We start from the raw sequence: 19,529 nt of genomic DNA, 5'->3' as shown, positions 1-19,529 counted from the left end.
CATGACCGAGGACATCATCTGCCGCCGCCTGCCCGGCCGTACCGCCGTCGTCACCGGGGCCGGCAGCGGCATCGGCCTCGCGTCCGCCCGCCGGCTCGCCTCCGAGGGCGCCCACGTCGTCTGCGGCGACGTGGACGAGACCCGGGGCAAGGCGGCGGCCGAGGAGACCGGCGGCACCTTCGTCAAGGCCGACGTGACCGACCCGGAGCAGGTGGAGGCGCTGTTCGAGGCGGCGTACGACACCTACGGCAGCGTCGACGTGGCGTTCAACAACGCCGGCATCTCGCCGCCGGACGACGACTCCATCCTGGAGACGGGACTGGAGGCCTGGAAGCGCGTCCAGGAGGTCAACCTCACCTCCGTCTACCTGTGCTGCAAGGCAGCCATCCCCTACATGCGGCGCCAGGGCCGGGGCTCCATCATCAACACCGCGTCGTTCGTCGCGCGGATGGGCGCCGCCACCAGCCAGATCTCGTACACCGCGTCCAAGGGCGGTGTCCTCGCCATGTCCCGGGAGCTGGGCGTGCAGTTCGCCCGCGAGGGCATCCGCGTCAACGCGCTGTGCCCCGGCCCGGTCAACACCCCGCTGCTGCGGGAGCTGTTCGCCAAGGACCCGGAGCGGGCCGCGCGCCGCCTCGTCCACATCCCGCTCGGACGGTTCGCCGAGGCCGAGGAGATCGCCGCCGCCGTCGCCTTCCTGGCCAGCGACGACTCCTCCTTCGTCAACGCCACCGACTTCCTCGTGGACGGCGGCATCTCCGGGGCGTACGTCACACCGCTGTAGACCGGGGCGGGCGGCGTCCTACAGTGCCGGAATGAGCATGACGCCGCCGCCCGGCTGGTACCCCGATCCGTCGGCCCCGCACCAGGAACGCTGGTGGGACGGCGCGGCCTGGACGGAGCACCGTCGCGTGCCCGGGGCCCCCGCCGGGTACGGGCCCTCGCAACCGCCGCCGTCGCCGTCGACCGTGCCGCTGCTGACCGGCGGCGGCCCCGGACGGCGCGGGCGGGCGGCGGGCGGCGGGCGCGCCAGGGCGATCACCCTCACCACCGCCGCGGCGGTCCTGGTCGCGGCGATCGTCACCGGCGTGTTCGTCCTGGGCGAGGACGACGGTGGCGCACCCGAGGCGCGGACCCCGCCGGTCACGGCCACCACCGCCGCCCCGGCGCCGACGAGCACGCCACCGACCTCGTCACCGGCCGCGTCCGAATCCTCCGCCGACGACCCGGCCGTGGTCGAGGACCCGCTGAACGGCATCACCTTCCCGCTGCCGGACGGCTGGGTGCGTCCCCGGTACATCGCCGAGGACGACGTCATGATGACCACGGACGGCACCTACGACTGCCCCGGTGACGGCGGCGTCTGCCGGCACGGCCTGGTCATCTCGCGCACCGTCACCGGCAGCACCGAGTCCTCCCCGAAGGCCCTCGCCGAGCAGGACATCGAGGACGCGGCCGAGGACGCCTACGACCGCGACCCGGTCGGCGGCGAACCCTTCGGCGGCATCGAGTCCCACGAGCAGGTCGGGGCCGGGCCGGTCGCGGTCGCCGGACGCGCCGGGTACTACGTGCGCTGGCGGGTGACGACGGTCAAGGGCCCCGGCGGCCACGTGCAGTCGCTGGTCTTCCCCTCCACCGTCGGCACCGAGTCCCCGATCCTCGTCCGCTACGTCTTCGACGCGGGCGAGGAGGGACCGCCGCTCGACCTGATGGACGAGATCACCGACGGCATCCGGCCCGTCGGCGACGCGGACACGGGCGGCGGCGTGGGCAGCGGCATCGGCCCGTCCGACTGAACCGCCGGGCGGCTGTTCAGAGGAAGGTGTGCCCCTCGCCCCGGTACGTCGGCACCGTCGCGGTCACCGCGTCCCCCTCCACCAGGTGCAGGGTGTCGAACCGTTCGCACAGCTCGCCGGCCTTGGCGTGCCGGAACCACACCTTGTCGCCGATCAGCAGGTCGTCGGCGGGCGTGCCGAGCAGCGGCGTCTGCACCTCGCCGGCGCCCTCCTGGGGGTCGTAGCGCAGCCCCTCGGGCAGGTAGGGCACGGGCAGCCGGTCCTTCCCGGCCGCACCGGAGGCCGGGTAGCCCCCGCCGAGGACGGTCACGACCCCGACCCCCGGGCGCCGCACGACGGGCTGGGCGAACAGGGCCGCCGGACGGCCCCGGAACGACGTGTAGTTGTCGAACAGCCGCGGCACGTAAAGACCCGACCCGGCGGCGATCTCGGTGACCGCGTCCTCCGCGGCGGTGTGCTGCACGCTGCCCGTGCCGCCGCCGTTGACGAACTCCAGGCCGGGGGCCAGGGCCCGGACCGCCCGCACCACCGCCGCGCGCCGCTCGGCCAGTTCCCGGCGGGCGGCGGCCTGCATCAGCCGCACGGCACGTGACCGCAGCGGCCGCCCCGCCACCGCGTCCCCGACACCGGCCACATGCCCCTCGTACGCCATGACGCCGACGACCTCGAAGCCGGGGCGGCGGGCCACCGCGCGGGCCAGGTCGGCGACCTCGGCGGGGGAGTGCAGCGGGGAGCGCCGGGCCCCGACGCGCACCCGCCCGCCGAGCAGCTTCAGCGAGGTGTCCAACTCCAGGCAGACCCGGACGACTTCCCGGCCGCCGTCGCGCGCCGCGTCGATGAGGTCCAGCTGCGCCGGGTCGTCGACCATCACGGTCACGGCGGAGGCGAGCTTGGGATCGGCGGTCAGCTCGGCGTACCGGGCGCGGTCCGCCGAGGGGTACGCGAGGAGCACGTCCTCGAAACCGGAGCGCGCCAGCCACAGGGACTCGGCCAGCGTGAACGACATGACGCCCGCGAAGCCGTCCCGGGCCAGGACCCGTTCCAGCAGCGCACGGCAGCGTACGGACTTGCTGGCGACCCGGACCGGCTTCCCGCCGGCCCGGCGGAGCAGGTCGTCGGCGTTCGCGTCGAAGGCCTCCAGGTCCACGATCGCCACGGGGGCGTCCAGATGGGCGGTGGCCCGGTCGTAGCGGGCCCGGTCGGCGGCGCGTGCGGTCATGACCGCAGCCTGCCAGACAGGATTACCGCAGGGTAGGGGGACGTTCCGGGCCAATGCCACGGGCGTGCGGACTGGTTCCCCGCCGGGCGGGGTCACGCCGTAGAGTGACGCGCACGCACGGTGGGCGACCCCGGCGGCCGGCCCCGCGGGAGCCCCGGCCCGGGATGGCGGTCCTCCCGTGCGGGTATGCGTGCCCGGGACGGAACGTTCCGCGCCGGGCCGGGGCAGGAGACGACATCACCGGCCCGCGCCGGAGAAACGGCCCGGGCCCGAGGAACGGGGGGTGCATGAGCACGGAAGCGCGCCGCGCCTCTCTCCCCCCACGCCCCGACACCCCACCCGGCCCGGCGACTCCGTCAGGCCCTGCGGCTCCGCCCGGCTCCACGGCTCCGACCCGCCCGGACGCGCCGCCGCGCCCCGTTGCGCCGCCCTCGGCGAGGACGGTGCCGTCACCCGGGGACCAACGCCCGCGCTCCGGCGGTGAACTGCGCGAGGACGCCTCGCCCCGGCCGGGAACGCCGTCTGCGCCGGGAGGTTCGTCCGGTGCGGATGAGCGCCCCGGGGGCGGACGCCGCCCGGACGCCCCGGCGCACCCAGCGGCGCCGCCCTCCATGGGAGTCCCGCCCCGCCCGGACGGGCACCCCCGGCCCTCCGGTGCGGGTGCCCCGGAGCGTCGGCGGGCACAGGGGCGCCCGGAGACCCCGCCCCGCCCGACGGCGACGCCGCGCGACGGTGTCGCGCACAGCGGGCGCCACGGATCCGCCACCCCGGGCAGCGGTCGCGTACCCGCACTCCCCGCCGACGGCAGGGAAGGCGACCGGGCGACGCCGCGCCGTACGGGCGAATCGACCCCAGCACACCGTGAAGCCGGCCCGACCGTGCCGCCCGGGGAGGACGGCCGCGCAGTGACGCGCCGGGACGGTGATCCGGACACCCCGGGCGGCGCCCAGCACCACTTCCCGCGTTTCCGGCCCGGCGGCCCCCGGGCCACCGGTCCCACGCCGCCGCCCCGGGCTTCCGCCCGCTTCCCGGACACCCCGCCGACCGTCGGCCGCGAAGCCCGGAAGGAAAGCGGCACGCCGCAGACACAACACCCGACGACGCCCGCCTCCCCGCCCGTCGGTCCCGGCGCCCGTGCCGAGGCCGTGCGGGCGGACGGCGGGTCCGAGCCGCCGCCGAGCCGTCCTGCCGGACCCGTGCCGCCCGCCTCCCCGCATGCGGGGGAGCCCCGCGGGAGCGGCAGCCCGCAGGCGCAGCGCCCGGCGACGCCCGCGTTCCCGGGTTCCGGCACGTCTCCGTCCGTCGGTCCAGGCGCCCGTGCCGAGGCCCCCCGGATGGGCGCCGGGTCCGAGTCGTCGCCGCTCCGCCCCGTCGCCACGCCAGCGGGGAACGCCTCCGCACCGGCGCCCCGCCGCCCCGCCGCGCCCGCGGAGCACGCGTCCGAGACGACCAGGCGCCTCCGCCCCGTCCCGGCGGAGGCGGAGCCGGACCGGGCACCCGCACCAGAGCCCGCAGCCGCGCCACGCCCCGCCTTCCGCCCGGCGGACGCGCCCACCGCCCCCGACCCCGCGCTGTCCTGGAGCGCCCCGGCGAGCCCGGGCGACGGGCGGCCCTGGGTGTCGTTCGGGGAACCCGAGGGGTACGACGGACTTGCCCGGCCGCGCTCGCTCGGCGGGCGTGGCAGGCCCCAGGCCGTCGCCGCGGCCGTCTGCCTCGTACTCGGCCTGGGACTGGTCACCGGTGCCGTCACCGGCAGCTGGCTCGCCGGGGACTCCGGGGACGGCGGCGCGCGTGACGCGTTCACCGCGGCCGGGGACCTGTGGCACAGCGTGCCGGTCGACCAGCTCTTCCCGCCCACCGTCCAGGGACAGGGCGCCGGCCCCGGTGGCGCCGACCGCACCTGGACCCGGGTCGCCGTCGCCCCGGACGGCGACTGCGCCGGCGCCTTCGACCCGCTGCTGGCCAAGGTCCTCGACCCCGTCGGCTGCACCCGCCTGCTGCGTGCCACCTACACCGACGCCACCCAGAGCCATGTCACGACCGTCGGCCTGCTCTTCGCCAAGGCCGACGCCGCCGCCATGACCGCGCTGGCCGGCCGGTTCGAGAAGGAGGACCTGGGCCGCCGCACCGACCTCATGCCGCTGCCGTACGCCGCCGAGGGCACCGTCGCCGCCGGGTTCGGCGCGCCGCAGCGGGCCTCGTGGACCGTCTCCGTCCTCACCGACGCCCCCGTGGTCGTCTACGCCGTCTCCGGCTGGGCCGACGACCGCACCGTGGACGAGCCCGAGCCCGCCGAGGAGGCCATGGAGTCCGGCGCCACCTCCGCCCCCGCCCAGGCCGGCCTCGGCCACGAGGCGCAGGGCCTCGCCGACCGCCTCGAACGCGCCGTGCGCAAGAACGTCGGCACGCCCACGGAGCACCCCTCGTGAACACCAACGGAACCCGGGCGACGGGAGCCCTGAGCCTCCTCCTCGCCGCCGCCCTCGTCCTGGTCCCCGCACCGGCCGCGCACGCCGACGGCATCCGCGCCCAGCAGTGGGCGCTGGACGCCATGCACACCGACGAGGCGTGGCAGACCACCAAGGGCGCCGGCGTCACCGTCGCCGTCCTGGACACCGGCGTCGAGGCCGACCACCCGGACCTGGCCGGCAACGTCCTCGCCGGCAAGGACCTGGTCGGCTTCGGCGCTGGCGAGGGCGACCGCGCCTGGGCCCGGCACGGCACCGCCATGGCCGGGATCATCGCCGGACACGGCCACGGGCCCGGCAACTCCGAGGGCGTCATGGGCGTCGCCCCCGAGGCGAAGATCCTGCCCCTCCGGGTGATCCTGGAGGACGGAGACCCCTCCCGCACCAAGGCCCGCAAGACCCGCGGCAACGCCCTCGCCGAAGGCATCCGCTGGGCCGCCGACCACGGCGCCGACATCATCAACCTCTCCCTCGGCGACGACTCCGCCTCCGCCCACCCCGAGCCCGCCGAGGACGAGGCCATCCAGTACGCCCTGGAGAAGGGCGTGGTCGTCGTCGCCTCGGCCGGCAACGGCGGCGAGAAGGGCGACCACATCTCCTACCCGGCCGCCTACCCGGGCGTCATCGCCGCCACCGCCGTCGACCGCTACGGCACCCGCGCCTCCTTCTCCACCCGCCGCTGGTACGCCACGGTCAGCGCCCCCGGCGTCGACGTGATCATCGCCGACCCCGACCACCGCTACTACGAGGGCTGGGGCACCAGCGCCGCCTCCGCCTTCGTCTCCGGCGCCGCCGCCCTGGTGAAGTCGGCCCACCCGGACCTCACCCCGGCCCAGGTCAAGAGCCTCCTGGAGGACACGGCCCGCAACGCCCCGGCCGGGGGCCGCGACGACTCCCGCGGGTACGGCTTCGTCGACCCCGCCGCCGCCATCGAGGCGGCCGGACGGCTGAAGCCGCAGGGCCTGAGGCCGGCGGCGTACGGCGACACGTACTTCGGCGCCGGGCCGGACGCCCCCGCCTCCGACGACGACACCTCGGCCTGGGCGGCGCCCCTGGCGGGCAGCGCGGGCGGCGTCATGATCGTCGCGGCCGTCGTCCTGTGGCGCGGCCGCCGCGCACGGTACGACGACTTCTGACCCTCTCCGTCCTCACCGGACTCCGCCGGAGGCCCCTGAGAACCGTCCCGCGACCCCCGATAGGCTCAGGACCGTGGCGAACAAGAACATCCCCGACTCCGCCTTCTCCGACGACGACGGCTCCGCCGACCCCCGGCTGAGCGCGGCGCTCGCCGCCTGGGCCGAGGACCGCACCGCCCTGGCGCCCGTGCTGGAGGCGCTCAGGGGCGCCCGGCTGCTGGTGCCCGTGGTGGCCGTCCTCGGCGAGGTGGAGGAGGACGAGAACGGGCTGCGCCGCGAGAAGACCAGTGACATGGCCGTGCCGACGCTGAAGGCCGGCGGCCGGACCGCGCTGCCCGCCTTCACGTCCACCGAATCGCTCGCCCGCTGGGACCCGGAGGCCCGCCCCGTCGCCGTACCCGTGCACCAGGCGCTCCAGGCCGCCGCGCACGAGAAGGCGGACACCGTCGTCCTGGACCTGGCCGGACCGGTGCCGTTCGAGCTGACCGGACGGGTGCTGCTCGCACTGGCCGAGGGACGTACGACGACCGACCCGCTCGCCGACCCGGCCGTCGCCGGCGCCGTACGCGCCGCCCTGGCCGCCGAGCCCGCCGTGCTGCGGGCGCACCTCGGGCCGGGCCGGGCCGACGGCACCCTCGCGCTGCTCCTGGACCCCGGGGCCGAACCGGCGCGGGCCGCCCGCGCCGTCGCCGAGCGGCTGGCCGCCGACGAGACACTGAGGGCCCGCCTGGTGCGCGGCCTCGACCTGGCACTGCTGCCGGCCGGGGCGACGCCGCCGGGCGAGCCCTTGTACGTGCGGGGATGACTCGGGGACGGCCGGAGCCGTTCAGCCGTAGACCGGGCCGGTGTACTTCTCGCCCGGACCCTGGCCCGGCTCGTCCGGGACGAGCGACGCCTCGCGGAAGGCCAGCTGGAGCGACTTCAGACCGTCGCGCAGCGGCGCCGCGTGGAACGAGCTGATCTCGGTCGCCGTCGCGTCCAGCAGACCGGCCAGCGCGTGCACCAGCTTGCGGGCCTCGTCCAGGTCCTTGTGCGCCTCGCCCTCCTCGGTCAGTCCGAGCTTCACGGCGGCGGCGCTCATCAGGTTGACGGCGACCGTCACGATCACCTCGACCGCCGGCACCTCGGCGATGTCGCGGGTCATGGCGTCGAAGTCGGGATTCGCCGAGGATTCGGCAGGGGTCTCACTCATGCCGCTCACGATAGGCGCAGGACGGCCCGCCGCCCCACTCGGTCTCGGTTAGCCGTTCCCCCGCCGAGCTGCTAACCTTGTGTAACGACCGGTCGGACACGCGCGCCTCACGGCAGCGAGCCCGGCCCACAAGTGGAGGCTCCGAACTCCCACCTGGCCGTCCTCAGGACGGCGGGTCACCGGTCAGGCGGTCCCGTCGCAGCGGCGGCGACCAGCCCGAAATCGCGCCCCGCGATCACATCGCGGCGGTGCTCCGGTAGTACTGAGGAGCCCCGCCTGTGATCGTCCGGGGCATTTTTGTTGCACCGGCGCGGTTAGGTCTATCGAACACAGACGTTACGCGGCTGTCCGCCAGACCGTCGCGTGGTGCTACCGAGGAGGATCCATCAGCGCCGAGCCCCGCATCAACGACCGGATTCGCGTTCCCGAGGTGCGACTTGTCGGTCCCAGCGGCGAGCAGGTCGGGATTGTCCCGCTTGCCAAGGCCCTGGAGCTTGCGCAGGAGTACGACCTCGACCTCGTCGAGGTCGCGGCGAACGCCCGTCCGCCCGTGTGCAAGCTCATGGACTACGGGAAGTTCAAGTACGAGTCGGCCATGAAGGCCCGTGAGGCGCGCAAGAACCAGGCGCACACGGTCATCAAGGAGATGAAGCTCCGGCCGAAGATCGACCCGCACGACTATGACACCAAGAAGGGTCACGTCGTCCGGTTCCTCAAGCAGGGCGACAAGGTCAAGATCACGATCATGTTCCGTGGTCGCGAGCAGTCCCGGCCGGAGCTCGGCTACCGACTGCTGCAGCGTCTCGCGGAGGACGTGGCCGATCTCGGGTTCGTGGAGTCGAACCCGAAGCAGGACGGCCGCAACATGATCATGGTCCTCGGTCCGCACAAGAAGAAGACCGAGGCGATGGCCGAGGCTCGCCAGGCGCAGGAAGCCCGCAAGGCGGAGGCGAAGGCCAACCCCGGCAAGTCGCAGAACGCCGCGGACACCGACGCCGTGGACGCCGAGGCCCCGGCCGAGGCTCCCGCCGAGGCGTGACCCCGGGGGGCTCCGGTCCCCAGGACGTAACCGATACAAGAGCGACGCTCCACCGTGCCCGGTTTCACGACCGGGCATCGGAGCGCCACCGACGAGGAGAGAACGGCGCTATGCCGAAGAACAAGTCGCACAGCGGTGCCAGCAAGCGCTTCAAGATCACCGGCTCCGGCAAGGTGCTCCGTGAGCGCGCCGGCAAGCGCCACCTGCTCGAGCACAAGTCGTCCCGCGTGACGCGTCGCCTCACCGGCAACGCCGAGATGGCCCCGGGCGACGCCGCGAAGATCAAGAAGCTTCTCGGCAAGTGACGTACGGGCGCCACTGAGCGCCGTACGGCAGGACCGGGACCCATTCGACACCGGGCCGCGTGAGGACCACCGCGGCCCCGCTACAAGGAGTTAAAAAGTGGCACGCGTCAAGCGGGCAGTCAACGCCCACAAGAAGCGCCGGGCGATCCTCGAGCAGGCCTCCGGCTACCGCGGTCAGCGTTCGCGCCTGTACCGCAAGGCCAAGGAGCAGGTCACCCACTCGCTGGTCTACAACTACAACGACCGCAAGAAGCGCAAGGGTGACTTCCGCCAGCTGTGGATCCAGCGCATCAACGCCGCTGCCCGCGCCAACGGCATCACCTACAACCGCTTCATCCAGGGTCTGAAGGCCGCCAACATCGAGGTGGACCGCAAGATCCTGGCCGAGCTGGCCGTCAACGACGCCAACGCGTTCGCCGCGCTGGTCGAGGTCGCGCAGAAGGCGCTGCCGAGCGACGTGAACGCCCCGAAGGCGGCGTGACGCTGCGCTGGCTTGAGCCGTAGTCGAAGGGACCCGCAGGCTTGAAGCCTGCGGGTCCCTTCGATTGCCGTTGTTCGGTTCGTTGTCTGCCGCGGGTCCGTTGGGCTGGTCGCGCAGTTCCCCGCGCCCCTGAAGGGGCGCGCCTCAGCCCGTCGATTTACTTGTGAAGGTGAGTAGAGTGCGCCCCGCCGCCCCCGAGCTGATCTCCCCCCGTTCCCCCCGGGTCCTCGCCGCGCGGCGGCTGGCCAAGCGGAACTTCCGGGGGAAGGAGCGGCTGTTCCTCGCCGAGGGGCCGCAGGCCGTGCGGGAGGCCGCCGGGTACGGGGAGACGCTGGTCGAGCTGTTCGCCACCGTAGAGGCGGCCGAGCGGTACGCGGACATCGTGGGGGCCGCACGGGACGCCGGGGCCCGGGTCCACCTCGCCGCCGAGGCGGTGATCGAGGACATCTCCACCACCGTCACCCCGCAGGGACTGGTCGGCGTCTGCCGGTTCCTGGACACGCCGTTCGAGGAGATCCTCGCCGCCCGGCCGAAGCTGGTCGCCGTCCTCGCCCACGTCCGCGACCCCGGCAACGCCGGGACCGTGCTGCGCTGTGCCGACGCCGCGGGCGCCGAGGCCGTCGTGCTCACCGACGCCTCCGTCGACCTGTACAACCCGAAGGCCGTACGCGCCTCCGTCGGCTCCCTGTTCCACCTGCCCGTCGCCGTCGGCGTCCCCGTCGAGCAGGCCGTGGCAGGGCTCAGGGGCGCCGGGGTGCGTGTCCTCGCCGCCGACGGGGCGGGCGAGGACGACATCGACGCGGAGCTGGACGCGGGCACCATGGGCGGCCCCACCGCCTGGGTCTTCGGCAACGAGGCCTGGGGCCTCCCGGAGGAGACCCGCGCCCTCACCGACGCCGTGCTGCGCGTCCCGATCCACGGCAAGGCGGAAAGTCTGAACCTCGCCACCGCCGCCGCCGTATGTCTCTACGCGTCGGCGCGTGCACAGCGCGCCGCCGGAGGGTGCCGCTCCGTCACCGAGGCCTAGTAGGGTGACCAGCTCAGGGCCCCCGCACGGCTGAGAGGTGGGGTACGGGGATGAGCGTCGGCACGAGCAGCGCACCGGGAGCACGTCAGGCGCCGCGTCCGCCCGCGCCACGCGCCCCCGGTGATCCCGACGCCCTCGGCATCGACCCGGACCAGCTGCCCGACGGGCTCGTCGTCGCGGACGAGCACGGCCGCGTCATCTGCTTCAACTCCGCCGCCGCGCGCATCACCGCCACCCCCGCCGACCGAGCCCTCGGACAGCGGCTGGAGCAGGCGCTGCCCTTGGAGGACCTGGAGGGCGGTCGCTGGTGGCGGCTGACCGACCCCTACGGCGGCCTCGCCATCCGCGTCCGCCAGCCCGAGCGCAACCTGCTGCTGCCCGGCGGCCGCGAAGTCCTCGTCTCCGCCCGCTACGTCCGCGCCCGGCGTCTCGGCCCCGTCCACCGCGTCGTCGTCACCCTCCGCGACACCGAGGCCCGGCGCCGCACCGAACGCAGCCACGCCGAACTGATCGCCACCGTCGCCCACGAGCTGCGCTCCCCGCTCACCTCCGTCAAGGGCTTCACGGCCACCCTGCTGGCCAAGTGGGAACGGTTCACCGACGACCAGAAGCGGCTGATGCTGGAGACCGTCGACGCCGACGCCGACCGGGTCACCCGCCTCATCGCCGAGCTGCTCGACATCTCCCGCATCGACTCGGGACGGCTGGAGGTCCGCCGCCAGCCCGTCGACATCGGCGCCGCCGTCGGCCGCCACATCCAGGCGTACGTCGCCGCCGGCCAGGAGGCCGACCGCTTCCTGCTCCGCATCGCGCAGCCGCTGCCCGACCTGTGGGCCGATCCCGACAAGATCGACCAGGTGCTCAGCAACCTGCTGGAAAATGCCGTGCGGCACGGCGAGGGAACCGTCACCATTGACGTCACGCCCACGGCGTCACCCCGGGAAGGGGAGGACACCGGTACGTCGGTCACGGTGAGCGACGAAGGGGCGGGCATCCCGGAGGAGTCCATGAACCGCGTCTTCACCCGCTTCTGGCGGGGCAGCAAGCGCGGTGGCACCGGCCTCGGGCTGTACATCGTCAAGGGCATCGTCGAGGCGCACGGCGGCACCATCACGGTCGGACGAGCCGCCGGCGGCGGCGCGGAGTTCCGATTTACGTTGCCCGTGGCGGCACCGGCGTACCTCACCTGAGAAGCACCAGAGGCGGCCCACGACCCCCACGGGCGTAATCAGCGTTCCACCGCCCCGTTAGACTCGGTCTTTGGCACCTTTGCGTCCAGATCCGCAGACGAAGCGTCGACGAAGCGTCTCCGCGCCGTCTCCGGACCGTAGACGGGGCGTCCCAGCCAGCCAATCGGAAGCACGGGAAGAGATGTCGGCACCGAATAAGTCGTACGACCCTGTCGAGGTCGAGGCGTTGAAACCGGAAGAGATCGAGCGCATGCGGGACGAGGCGCTCGCCGCCTTCGCCGCCGCGGACTCCCTCGACGCGCTCCAGGAGGCCAAGGTCGCCCACACCGGCGGCACCTCCCCGCTGTCGCTGGCCAACCGCGAGATCGGCGCCCTGCCCCCGCACGCCAAGGCCGAGGCCGGCAAGCGCGTCGGTCAGGCCCGCGGCGCCGTGAACAAGGGCCTCGCGGCCCGCCAGGCCGAGCTGGAGGCCGAGCGCGACGCGCGCGTCCTGGTCGAGGAGGCCGTGGACGTCACGCTGCCCCACGACCGCGTCCCGGCCGGCGCCCGGCACCCGCTCACCACGCTCTCCGAGCGCATCGAGGACGTCTTCGTGGCCATGGGCTACGAGGTCGCCGAGGGACCCGAGGCCGAGGCCGAGTGGTTCAACTTCGACGCCCTCAACATCGGCCCGGACCACCCGGCCCGCGGTGAGGCCGACACGTTCTTCGTGCGGGGCGAGCAGGGCGGCTCCGAGTCCGGCGTCGTGCTGCGCACCCACACCTCGCCCGTGCAGATCCGCTCCGCGCTCTCCCGCGAGCTGCCGGTCTATGTGATCTGCCCCGGCCGCGTGTACCGCACCGACGAGCTGGACGCCACGCACACTCCCGTCTTCCACCAGGTCGAGCTGCTCGCCATCGACGAGGGCCTGACCATGGCGGACCTCAAGGGCACTCTGGACCACATGGTCCAGTCGTTGTTCGGCGCGGAGATGAAGACCCGGCTGCGGCCGAACTTCTTCCCCTTCACCGAGCCGTCCGCCGAGATGGACATGCTCTGCTACGTCTGCAAGGGCGCGTCCGTCGGCAACCCCGACCGGCCCTGCCGCACCTGCTCCAGCGAGGGCTGGATCGAGCTGGGCGGCTGCGGCATGGTCAATCCGCGGGTGCTCACCGCCTGCGGCGTCGACCCCGAGAAGTACAGCGGCTTCGCCTTCGGGTTCGGCATCGAGCGGATGCTGATGTTCCGCCACAACGTCGAGGACATGCGAGACATGGTCGAGGGTGACGTCCGGTTCACCCGGCCGTTCGGGATGGAGATCTGATGCGGATCCCGCTTTCTTGGCTGCGGGAGTACGTCGACCTGCCGGCGACGGAGACCGGCCGTGACGTACAGGCCAAGCTCATTTCGGCCGGGCTGGAGGTCGAGACCGTCGAGCACCTCGGCGCCGACCTCAAGGGCCCCCTCGTCGTCGGCCAGGTGCTGACCATCGAGGAGCTGGAGGGCTTCAAGAAGCCGATCCGCTTCTGCACCGTCGACGTCGGCCAGGCCAACGGCACCGGTGAGCCCCAGGAGATCGTCTGCGGCGCCCGCAACTTCTCCGTCGGCGACAAGGTCGTCGTGGTCCTGCCCGGCGCCACCCTGCCCGGCGGCTTCTCGATCAGCGCCCGCAAGACCTACGGCAAGACGTCCCACGGCATGATCTGCTCCAGCGACGAGCTGGGCATGGGCGACGACGGGACCCACGGCATCATCGTGCTGCCGCCGGAGACCGAGGTCGGCAAGGACGCCATCGAGCTGCTGGAGCTGGTCGACGAGGTCCTGGACATCGCCGTCACCGCCAACCGCGGCGACTGCCTGTCCATCCGCGGTGTCGCCCGCGAGGCGGCCATCGCCTACGGCCTGCCGCTGCGCGACCCGGCCCTGCTGGACGTGCCCGCGCCGAACGCCTACGGCTACCCGGTGAAGATCGCCGACCCGAGCGGCTGCGACCGCTTCACCGCCCGCACGGTGACCGGCCTCAGCGCCGAGGCGCGCTCGCCGATCTGGCTCCAGCGCCGGCTGCAGAAGGTCGGCATGCGCCCGATCTCGCTCGCCGTCGACGTCACGAACTACGTGATGATGGAGCTGGGCCAGCCCCTGCACGCCTATGACCGCTCCCTGGTCCAGGGCACCATCGGCGTGCGCCGGGCCGAGGAGGGCGAGAAGATCGTCACCCTCGACGGAGTCGAGCGGAAGCTGCACGCCGAGGACCTGGTCATCACCGACGACCGGGGCCCGATCGGCCTCGCCGGTGTCATGGGCGGCGCCAACACGGAGATCGCCGACCACGACGCCGCCGAGAACGGCGGGAACGCGACGAGTGACGTGGTCATCGAGGCCGCCCACTTCGACCAGGTGGCCATCGCGCGCACCGCCCGCCGGCACAAGCTGTCCTCCGAGGCGTCCCGCCGCTTCGAGCGCGGCGTCGACCCGCAGGCCGCGGCCGCCGCCGCGCAGCGCACCGTCGACCTGCTGGTGCTGCTCGCGGGCGGCACCGCCGAGGCCGGCGTCACCGAGATCAGCGCTCCGCCCGTGCCGCACACCATCACCGTGGCGGCCGACCACCCGGACAAGGTCGCGGGCGTGGCCTACGGCCGCGAGACCGTCGTCCGCCGCCTCCAGGAGGTCGGCTGCGACGTGTACGGGCAGGACGAGCTGATCGTCACCGTGCCCTCCTGGCGGCCCGACCTCACCGACCCCAACGACCTGGCCGAAGAGGTCATCCGCCTGGAGGGCTACGAGAACCTGCCCTCCACGCTGCCCAGGCCCCCGGCGGGCCGTGGCCTGACCGCCCGCCAGCGGCTGCACCGCCGGGTCGGGCGCGCCCTGGCCGGTGCCGGTTACGTCGAGGCGCTGAACTACCCGTTCGTCAGCGAGCAGGTCTTCGACCAGCTCGGCCTGGACGCCGACGACCCGGCCCGCCGCGTCGTCAAGCTGGTCAACCCGCTCAGCGACGAGGAGCCCGCGCTGCGGACCTCGCTGCTGCCCGGCCTGCTCGGCGCCCTGCGCCGCAACGACGGCCGCGGCTCGCACGACCTGGCCCTCTTCGAGACCGGCCTGGTCTTCCACCCGCGCGACGAGCAGCGCATCGCCGCCAACCTGCCCGTGGACCGGCGCCCCAGCGAGGAGGACCTCGCCGCGCTGGACGCCGCGCTGCCCGACCAGCCGCGGCACGTGGCGGTCGTCCTGGCCGGCGCCCGCGAGCAGGCCGGCTGGTGGGGCAGGGGCCGTCCGGCCGACTGGGCCGACGCGGTCGAGTCCGCCCGGACCGTCGCTCGCGAGGCAGGCGCCGAACTGGGCGTCCGCAAGGGCCAGTACGGGCCGTGGCACCCGGGCCGCTGCGCCGAGCTGTTCGTCACCGTGGACGGTGAGGAGCGCGTCGTCGGACACGCCGGTGAGCTGCACCCGCGCGTCGTGAAGACGCTGGGTCTGCCCGCGCGCACCTGCGCGATGGAGCTGGACCTCGACGCGGTGGCGGGGGTCGGCGACGACACCCCGCAGGCGCCGGGCATCTCCACGTTCCCGGTCGCGACGCAGGATGTGGCCCTGGTCGTCGAGGAGTTCGTCCCGGCGTCGGAGGTCGAGGCGGCGCTGCGCGAGGGCGCGGGTGAACTGCTGGAGTCCATCCGGCTGTTCGACGTCTACGCCAACGCGGAGCAGCTGGGTGAGGGGCGCAAGTCCCTCGCGTACGCGCTGCGCTTCCGGGCGGAGGACCGGACGCTGACGGTCGACGAGGCGTCGGCCGCGCGGGACGCGGCGGTCGCCCTCGCGGGCGAGCGGGTCGGAGCGGTTCTGCGTAGTTAGGGGCTCGCGTTCGCCCGAGGGGCGGGGGCTTCTGCCGATTGGCGACTGCGGGTAGTCGGTGGCTGGTCGCGCTGTTCCCCGCGCCCCTTCAGGGGCGCGGGGAACAGCGCGAGCAACCCACGAGGTACCCGCACTCGGCAACGCGCCCGCACCCTGGACGGCGTTCACTCGCCCCGCACAGCCGGCGGAGCCGTCCGCCCCGCCACGGAGTGTCGGGCAGGCAGCTGGGCGGACGGCGTGCACTCGGGCCGCCGCACTGTACGAGGGGGAGCCGGCGGCCCGGCCGGCCTCTTTCGAGGCCCTTCAGTCAACCGGCCCGGAACTCTCCGCGACAGCGCGCGCACGCTGCGGATGCGCGTACTCCGTTCACACCCCGTGTGAAGTCCGACGCACTACGCTGTCGGCACCGAGTCACCGGGGGGCACCCATGCAGCCCAACACCCTGCTCGACGCGATCCTCGACGAGGCCGGGATCTCGCACGCGGGACTGGCCGCGCACGTCAACCAGGCGGGCCGGGCTCGTGGGATCGTACTGAGGTACGAACATACCGCCGTCGCACGGTGGTTGAAGGGGCAGCGGCCGCGCGGCCAGGTGCCCGACCTGATCTGCGAGGTCCTCGCGGCCCGGCTGCACCGGCCCGTCACCCTCGACGACATCGGCCTCGGTGTCCCCGGCGAACCGGCCGCCCCGCACACCGGTTCACTGTCCGGGTTCGTGGAGCGGGCCACCGCCCTGTGGCGCTCCGACCAGCAGCGGCGCCCGCACATCCTCGGGGCCCCCGCGCTCACGGGCACGCCCGCCGTGATGCCGGTGTGGGAGTGGGAGAACCCGCCCGAGGACGTCGACGTCTCACGCGGCGGCCGGCACCGGGTCACCCCGGCCGACCTGGAGTTGCTGCGCTGCGCCCGCGCCCACTACGAGCAGATGTACCGCAAGGCCGGCGGCATGGCGACCCGCTCCCGCATCGTCGGGTTCCTCAACTCCGAGGCCGCCCCGCTGCTGCGCGGCAGCTACACCGACGCCACCGGCCGCCAGCTCCACCGCGCCACCGGAGGCCTGGTGGCGGTCGCCGGCATCTGCGCGTACGACTCCGACGCGCACGGTCTCGCGCAGCGCTACTTCCACCAGGCCCTGCGTCTGGCGAAGGCCAGCGGAGACCGGGGCCTCGGCGCCTACGTCATCGCCCTGCTGGTCAACCAGGCGCTGTTCATGCGGGAGTACCGGCAGGCCGTCGCCTTCGCCGAGGCCGCGCTGCGCACCGCCGGCCGGCACACCACCCCGGCGCTCGCCTCCGACCTGTACGCGATGCAGGCGAAGGCGTACGCCCACCTCGGCGACGGCGCGAGCGCGCTGTCCTGCATCCGGCGGGCCGAGCAGGCCGCCGAACGCATCCGGCGGGGCTATGAACCCGACGAGACCGGCTATGTCCAGCCCGGCCTGGTCAACGTCCAGGTGGCGGAGGCACTGCTGAGCCTCGGCGAGCTGACGGCGGCCGCCGAGCACGCCACCGCGGCCGTCGGCAACCCGGCGCACGACCGCGGCCGGGTGCACCGGCTCGCCATGCTCAGCACCATCGAACTGCGCCAGGGCAACCCCGACAAGGCGGTGGCCGCCGCGGTGGAGATGACCGAACGGGCCCGGGGGATGGAGTCCCAGCGCCTGCGCGACAGACTGCGCGCGGTGCGCGAGCACCTGGTGCGCAGCGGCTGCGCCGGTACGGCCGAGGCCGCCGAACTCATCGACGGTGCGCTGCGCGTACCGCTCTGACGTCCCGGCCCGGGGCCCGCTGCGCCACCGCGGCGCCCCGAGCGGTCGCCGTGCGCCTGCTACGGGGCCGCTCCTGCTGCGATATTGCCACCTACCTCAGGAAAGGTGGCAGAACAGTGCAGTGGACGAAGCAGAACGAACAAACTGTGTACTCAAACCGCTGGTTCAGCGTCAACCTGGCCGATGTCGGGCTACCGGACGGCCGGCACCTCGACCACTTCCTCATACGCATGCGCCCCGTGGCCGTGGCCACGGTCGTGAACGAGGCCGACGAGGTCCTCCTGCTGTGGCGGCACCGCTTCATCACCGACAGCTGGGGCTGGGAACTCGCGGCCGGCGTCGTCGAGGACGGCGAGGACGTCGCGGCGGCGGCGGCCAGGGAACTGGAGGAGGAGACCGGCTGGCGGCCGGGACCGCTGCACCACCTGATGAGCGTGGAGCCGTCCAACGGACTCACCGACGCCCGGCACCACGTCTACTGGGCCGAGGAGGGCACGTACGTCGGACACCCCGTGGACGACTTCGAGTCGGACCGCCGGGAATGGGTCCCCCTCAAGGTCGTTCCCGACCTGGTCGCCCGCGGGGAGGTCCCGGCCGCCAACATGGCGGCCGCGTTACTCCTGCTGCACCACCTCAGGGCGCAGGACGGGGCCTAGTGCCCGAGGGCCTGCCACACGGCCACGGCCAGCGCGCCCAGTGCCGTGACGACCGCGACCGAGGGCAGCGGCCAGCGGGCGTGTTCCAGGGCGGTCAGCCGGGTGCTCAGGTCCTCCAGCTCCTTGGCGCCCTCCTCGGTGCGGTGCGAGAGCAGGGCCAGCCCGCCCTCGACGCGGGCGTGGGCCACATCGAGCCGGCGCCGTAACTCTGCGAGTTCTCCCAGATGGGCGGAACGCTCGGGATCGGCGGTCACGAAACCGCTCCTTTCCGTTGTCGTCTCACGTCCCTTGCATGTGCATGGTGAGTCAACCCGCCTGGTCGGCGCGTGGGGAGAGTGTGCGGTCGGCATATGCGAGCCCAACGTTCACACGCCGTGCGAACGCCGCGGGCCCGGCACCTCGGAAGGCGCCGGGCCCGCAGAACGGTCACTCTGCGTGTCAGCCGTGCTGGTCAGCCGTAGGTGTAGAACCCCGAGCCGCTCTTGCGGCCCAGCCGGCCCGCGTCGACCATGCGCTGGAGCAGCGGGGGAGCGGCGTACAGCGGCTCCTTGTACTCCTCGTACATCGAGTACGCGACCGAGGCGACCGTGTCCAGGCCGATGAGGTCGGACAGCTTCAGCGGGCCCATCGGGTGGGCGCAGCCCATCTCCATGCCGTTGTCGATGTCCTCGCGGCTGGCGATGCCCGACTCGAACATCCGGATCGCCGAGAGGAGGTAGGGGATCAGCAGCGCGTTGACCACGAAGCCGGAGCGGTCCTGGGCGCGGATGGAGTGCTTGCCGAGCACCTTCTCGGTGAACAGCTGAGCCCGGCTGAGCGTGCCCTCGGAGGTGGTGAGCGCCGGGATCAGCTCGACCAGCTGCTGCACGGGGGCCGGGTTGAAGAAGTGGATGCCGATGACGTGGTCGGGCCGCGAGGTGGCGACGGCCAGCTTCACCAGCGGGATCGAGGAGGTGTTGGAGGCCAGGATGGCGTCCGGCCGGGTCACGACCTGGTCCAGCACCTGGAAGATCTCGGTCTTGACCTGCTCGTTCTCGACCACGGCCTCGATCACCAGATCACGGTCGGCGAACTCGCCGAGATCGGTGGTGAAGCTCAGCCGCGCCTGCGTCGCGTCCCGCTCCTCCTCGGTGATCTTCCCGCGCTCGGCGGCCTTGGTGAGCGAGTTGTACAGCCGGGTCCGGCCGATCTCCAGCGCCTCGCCGGTGGTCTCGGCGACCATCACGTCCAGACCGGAGCGGGCGCACACCTCGGCGATGCCCGCTCCCATCTGACCGCAGCCCACCACGCCGACGCGTGCGATATCTCCCGAGATGCCGGTCACATCGTCCCTTTCGCTGACTTCACGGCTGTGGCAGCAGGCACGCCGGGGTCCCCGGTGCCTGCTCCGATCGAGCACGTTACCCCCGAATGGTCACGGATCCGTC

General features: G+C 73.5%; 18 protein-coding genes. 14 read left to right on the top strand and 4 right to left on the bottom strand.

The window, feature by feature from the left end; all coding sequences use genetic code 11:
• Position 1: 1 nt before the first annotated feature.
• Together ACFW47_RS19440 and ACFW47_RS19435 are read left to right on the top strand one after the other, a co-directional pair.
• On the top strand, positions 2 to 784 hold the full coding sequence (locus tag ACFW47_RS19440; RefSeq protein ID WP_386306421.1) for a 3-oxoacyl-ACP reductase: 783 nt from the start codon (positions 2 to 4) through the stop codon (positions 782 to 784).
• 37 nt (positions 785 to 821) lie between these two features.
• On the top strand, positions 822 to 1,796 hold the full coding sequence (locus ACFW47_RS19435) for a DUF2510 domain-containing protein (protein ID WP_386306504.1): 975 nt from the start codon (positions 822 to 824) through the stop codon (positions 1,794 to 1,796).
• A 16-nt stretch (positions 1,797 to 1,812) separates the two neighbouring features.
• Here the strand turns inward: ACFW47_RS19435 and ACFW47_RS19430 are convergent, their stop codons facing one another.
• Positions 1,813 to 3,015, bottom strand: a complete 1,203-nt coding sequence (locus ACFW47_RS19430; protein WP_386286175.1) for an amino acid deaminase/aldolase — start codon at positions 3,013 to 3,015, stop codon at positions 1,813 to 1,815.
• 1,334 nt (positions 3,016 to 4,349) lie between these two features.
• Between ACFW47_RS19430 and ACFW47_RS19425 the strand changes: the two genes are divergently transcribed.
• From ACFW47_RS19425 to ACFW47_RS19415, 3 genes are all read left to right on the top strand, one after another.
• On the top strand, positions 4,350 to 5,444 hold the full coding sequence (locus tag ACFW47_RS19425; RefSeq protein ID WP_386286176.1) for a hypothetical protein: 1,095 nt from the start codon (positions 4,350 to 4,352) through the stop codon (positions 5,442 to 5,444).
• Positions 5,441 to 6,619, top strand: coding sequence for a type VII secretion-associated serine protease mycosin (gene mycP / locus ACFW47_RS19420; protein ID WP_386286177.1), 1,179 nt, complete (start codon positions 5,441 to 5,443; stop codon positions 6,617 to 6,619). The genes ACFW47_RS19425 and mycP overlap by 4 nt, the downstream gene beginning before the upstream one ends.
• Before the next feature lie 73 nt (positions 6,620 to 6,692).
• On the top strand, positions 6,693 to 7,424 hold the full coding sequence (locus tag ACFW47_RS19415; RefSeq protein WP_386286178.1) for an SseB family protein: 732 nt from the start codon (positions 6,693 to 6,695) through the stop codon (positions 7,422 to 7,424).
• A 21-nt stretch (positions 7,425 to 7,445) separates the two neighbouring features.
• On the opposite strand, the gene ACFW47_RS19410 is transcribed toward ACFW47_RS19415, so the two are convergent.
• Positions 7,446 to 7,811, bottom strand: a complete 366-nt coding sequence (locus tag ACFW47_RS19410; protein WP_191887359.1) for a DUF1844 domain-containing protein — start codon at positions 7,809 to 7,811, stop codon at positions 7,446 to 7,448.
• A gap of 385 nt (positions 7,812 to 8,196) precedes the next feature.
• Here ACFW47_RS19410 and infC point away from each other — a divergent pair, with 385 nt between their 5' ends.
• From infC to ACFW47_RS19365, 9 genes are all read left to right on the top strand, one after another.
• Entirely contained in the window at positions 8,197 to 8,850 is a 654-nt protein-coding gene (infC, locus tag ACFW47_RS19405; protein WP_272591494.1) for a translation initiation factor IF-3, read from the top strand.
• Between the two features lie 110 nt (positions 8,851 to 8,960).
• The gene (gene rpmI / locus ACFW47_RS19400) at positions 8,961 to 9,155 is read left to right on the top strand and encodes a 50S ribosomal protein L35 (protein WP_003977225.1); all 195 of its coding nucleotides are present in this window, start codon (positions 8,961 to 8,963) and stop codon (positions 9,153 to 9,155) included.
• Between the two features lie 97 nt (positions 9,156 to 9,252).
• Positions 9,253 to 9,636, top strand: a complete 384-nt coding sequence (rplT, locus tag ACFW47_RS19395) for a 50S ribosomal protein L20 (protein WP_016642495.1) — start codon at positions 9,253 to 9,255, stop codon at positions 9,634 to 9,636.
• A 178-nt stretch (positions 9,637 to 9,814) separates the two neighbouring features.
• Positions 9,815 to 10,663: a TrmH family RNA methyltransferase gene (locus tag ACFW47_RS19390; protein ID WP_386286341.1), complete on the top strand. Its 849-nt coding sequence runs from the start codon at positions 9,815 to 9,817 to the stop codon at positions 10,661 to 10,663.
• 50 nt (positions 10,664 to 10,713) lie between these two features.
• On the top strand, positions 10,714 to 11,853 hold the full coding sequence (locus ACFW47_RS19385; RefSeq protein WP_386286179.1) for an ATP-binding protein: 1,140 nt from the start codon (positions 10,714 to 10,716) through the stop codon (positions 11,851 to 11,853).
• A 181-nt stretch (positions 11,854 to 12,034) separates the two neighbouring features.
• Complete coding sequence (gene pheS / locus ACFW47_RS19380; protein ID WP_073730902.1) at positions 12,035 to 13,156, top strand: phenylalanine--tRNA ligase subunit alpha; 1,122 nt, start codon at positions 12,035 to 12,037, stop codon at positions 13,154 to 13,156.
• Positions 13,156 to 15,678, top strand: coding sequence for a phenylalanine--tRNA ligase subunit beta (gene pheT, locus ACFW47_RS19375; RefSeq protein ID WP_386306419.1), 2,523 nt, complete (start codon positions 13,156 to 13,158; stop codon positions 15,676 to 15,678). The genes pheS and pheT overlap by 1 nt, the downstream gene beginning before the upstream one ends.
• A 427-nt stretch (positions 15,679 to 16,105) precedes the next feature.
• Entirely contained in the window at positions 16,106 to 17,446 is a 1,341-nt protein-coding gene (locus ACFW47_RS19370) for a transcriptional regulator (protein WP_386306418.1), read from the top strand.
• Positions 17,447 to 17,562: 116 nt separating this feature from the next.
• The gene (locus tag ACFW47_RS19365; RefSeq protein ID WP_383280179.1) at positions 17,563 to 18,102 is read left to right on the top strand and encodes an NUDIX domain-containing protein; all 540 of its coding nucleotides are present in this window, start codon (positions 17,563 to 17,565) and stop codon (positions 18,100 to 18,102) included.
• Here the strand turns inward: ACFW47_RS19365 and ACFW47_RS19360 are convergent.
• Both ACFW47_RS19360 and ACFW47_RS19355 read right to left on the bottom strand, forming a co-directional pair.
• Positions 18,099 to 18,356: a hypothetical protein gene (locus tag ACFW47_RS19360; protein WP_272590722.1), complete on the bottom strand. Its 258-nt coding sequence runs from the start codon at positions 18,354 to 18,356 to the stop codon at positions 18,099 to 18,101. The genes ACFW47_RS19365 and ACFW47_RS19360 overlap by 4 nt on opposite strands.
• Before the next feature lie 197 nt (positions 18,357 to 18,553).
• A complete protein-coding gene (locus ACFW47_RS19355; RefSeq protein ID WP_306432590.1) occupies positions 18,554 to 19,426 on the bottom strand; it encodes a 3-hydroxybutyryl-CoA dehydrogenase in 873 nt (290 codons plus the stop codon).
• Between the last annotated feature and the right edge of the window lie 103 nt (positions 19,427 to 19,529).

Source organism: Streptomyces sp. NPDC058796, from assembly GCF_042745235.1.
Lineage (GTDB): Bacteria > Actinomycetota > Actinomycetes > Streptomycetales > Streptomycetaceae > Streptomyces.
This window is presented reverse-complemented; position numbering and strand designations above follow the sequence as displayed.

Excerpts from the sequence above, each read along its gene's own strand:
- ACFW47_RS19440 (WP_386306421.1), top strand. The coding sequence starts at position 2 with ATGACCGAGGACATCATCTGCCGCCGCCTGCCCGGCCGTACCGCCGTC.
- ACFW47_RS19435 (WP_386306504.1), top strand. The coding sequence starts at position 822 with ATGACGCCGCCGCCCGGCTGGTACCCCGATCCGTCGGCCCCGCACCAG.
- ACFW47_RS19430 (WP_386286175.1), bottom strand. The coding sequence starts at position 3,015 with ATGACCGCACGCGCCGCCGACCGGGCCCGCTACGACCGGGCCACCGCC.
- ACFW47_RS19425 (WP_386286176.1), top strand. The coding sequence starts at position 4,350 with ATGGGCGCCGGGTCCGAGTCGTCGCCGCTCCGCCCCGTCGCCACGCCA.
- ACFW47_RS19410 (WP_191887359.1), bottom strand. The coding sequence starts at position 7,811 with ATGAGTGAGACCCCTGCCGAATCCTCGGCGAATCCCGACTTCGACGCC.
- rpmI (WP_003977225.1), top strand. The coding sequence starts at position 8,961 with ATGCCGAAGAACAAGTCGCACAGCGGTGCCAGCAAGCGCTTCAAGATC.
- ACFW47_RS19385 (WP_386286179.1), top strand. The coding sequence starts at position 10,714 with ATGAGCGTCGGCACGAGCAGCGCACCGGGAGCACGTCAGGCGCCGCGT.
- pheS (WP_073730902.1), top strand. The coding sequence starts at position 12,035 with ATGTCGGCACCGAATAAGTCGTACGACCCTGTCGAGGTCGAGGCGTTG.
- pheT (WP_386306419.1), top strand. The coding sequence starts at position 13,156 with ATGCGGATCCCGCTTTCTTGGCTGCGGGAGTACGTCGACCTGCCGGCG.
- ACFW47_RS19370 (WP_386306418.1), top strand. The coding sequence starts at position 16,106 with ATGCAGCCCAACACCCTGCTCGACGCGATCCTCGACGAGGCCGGGATC.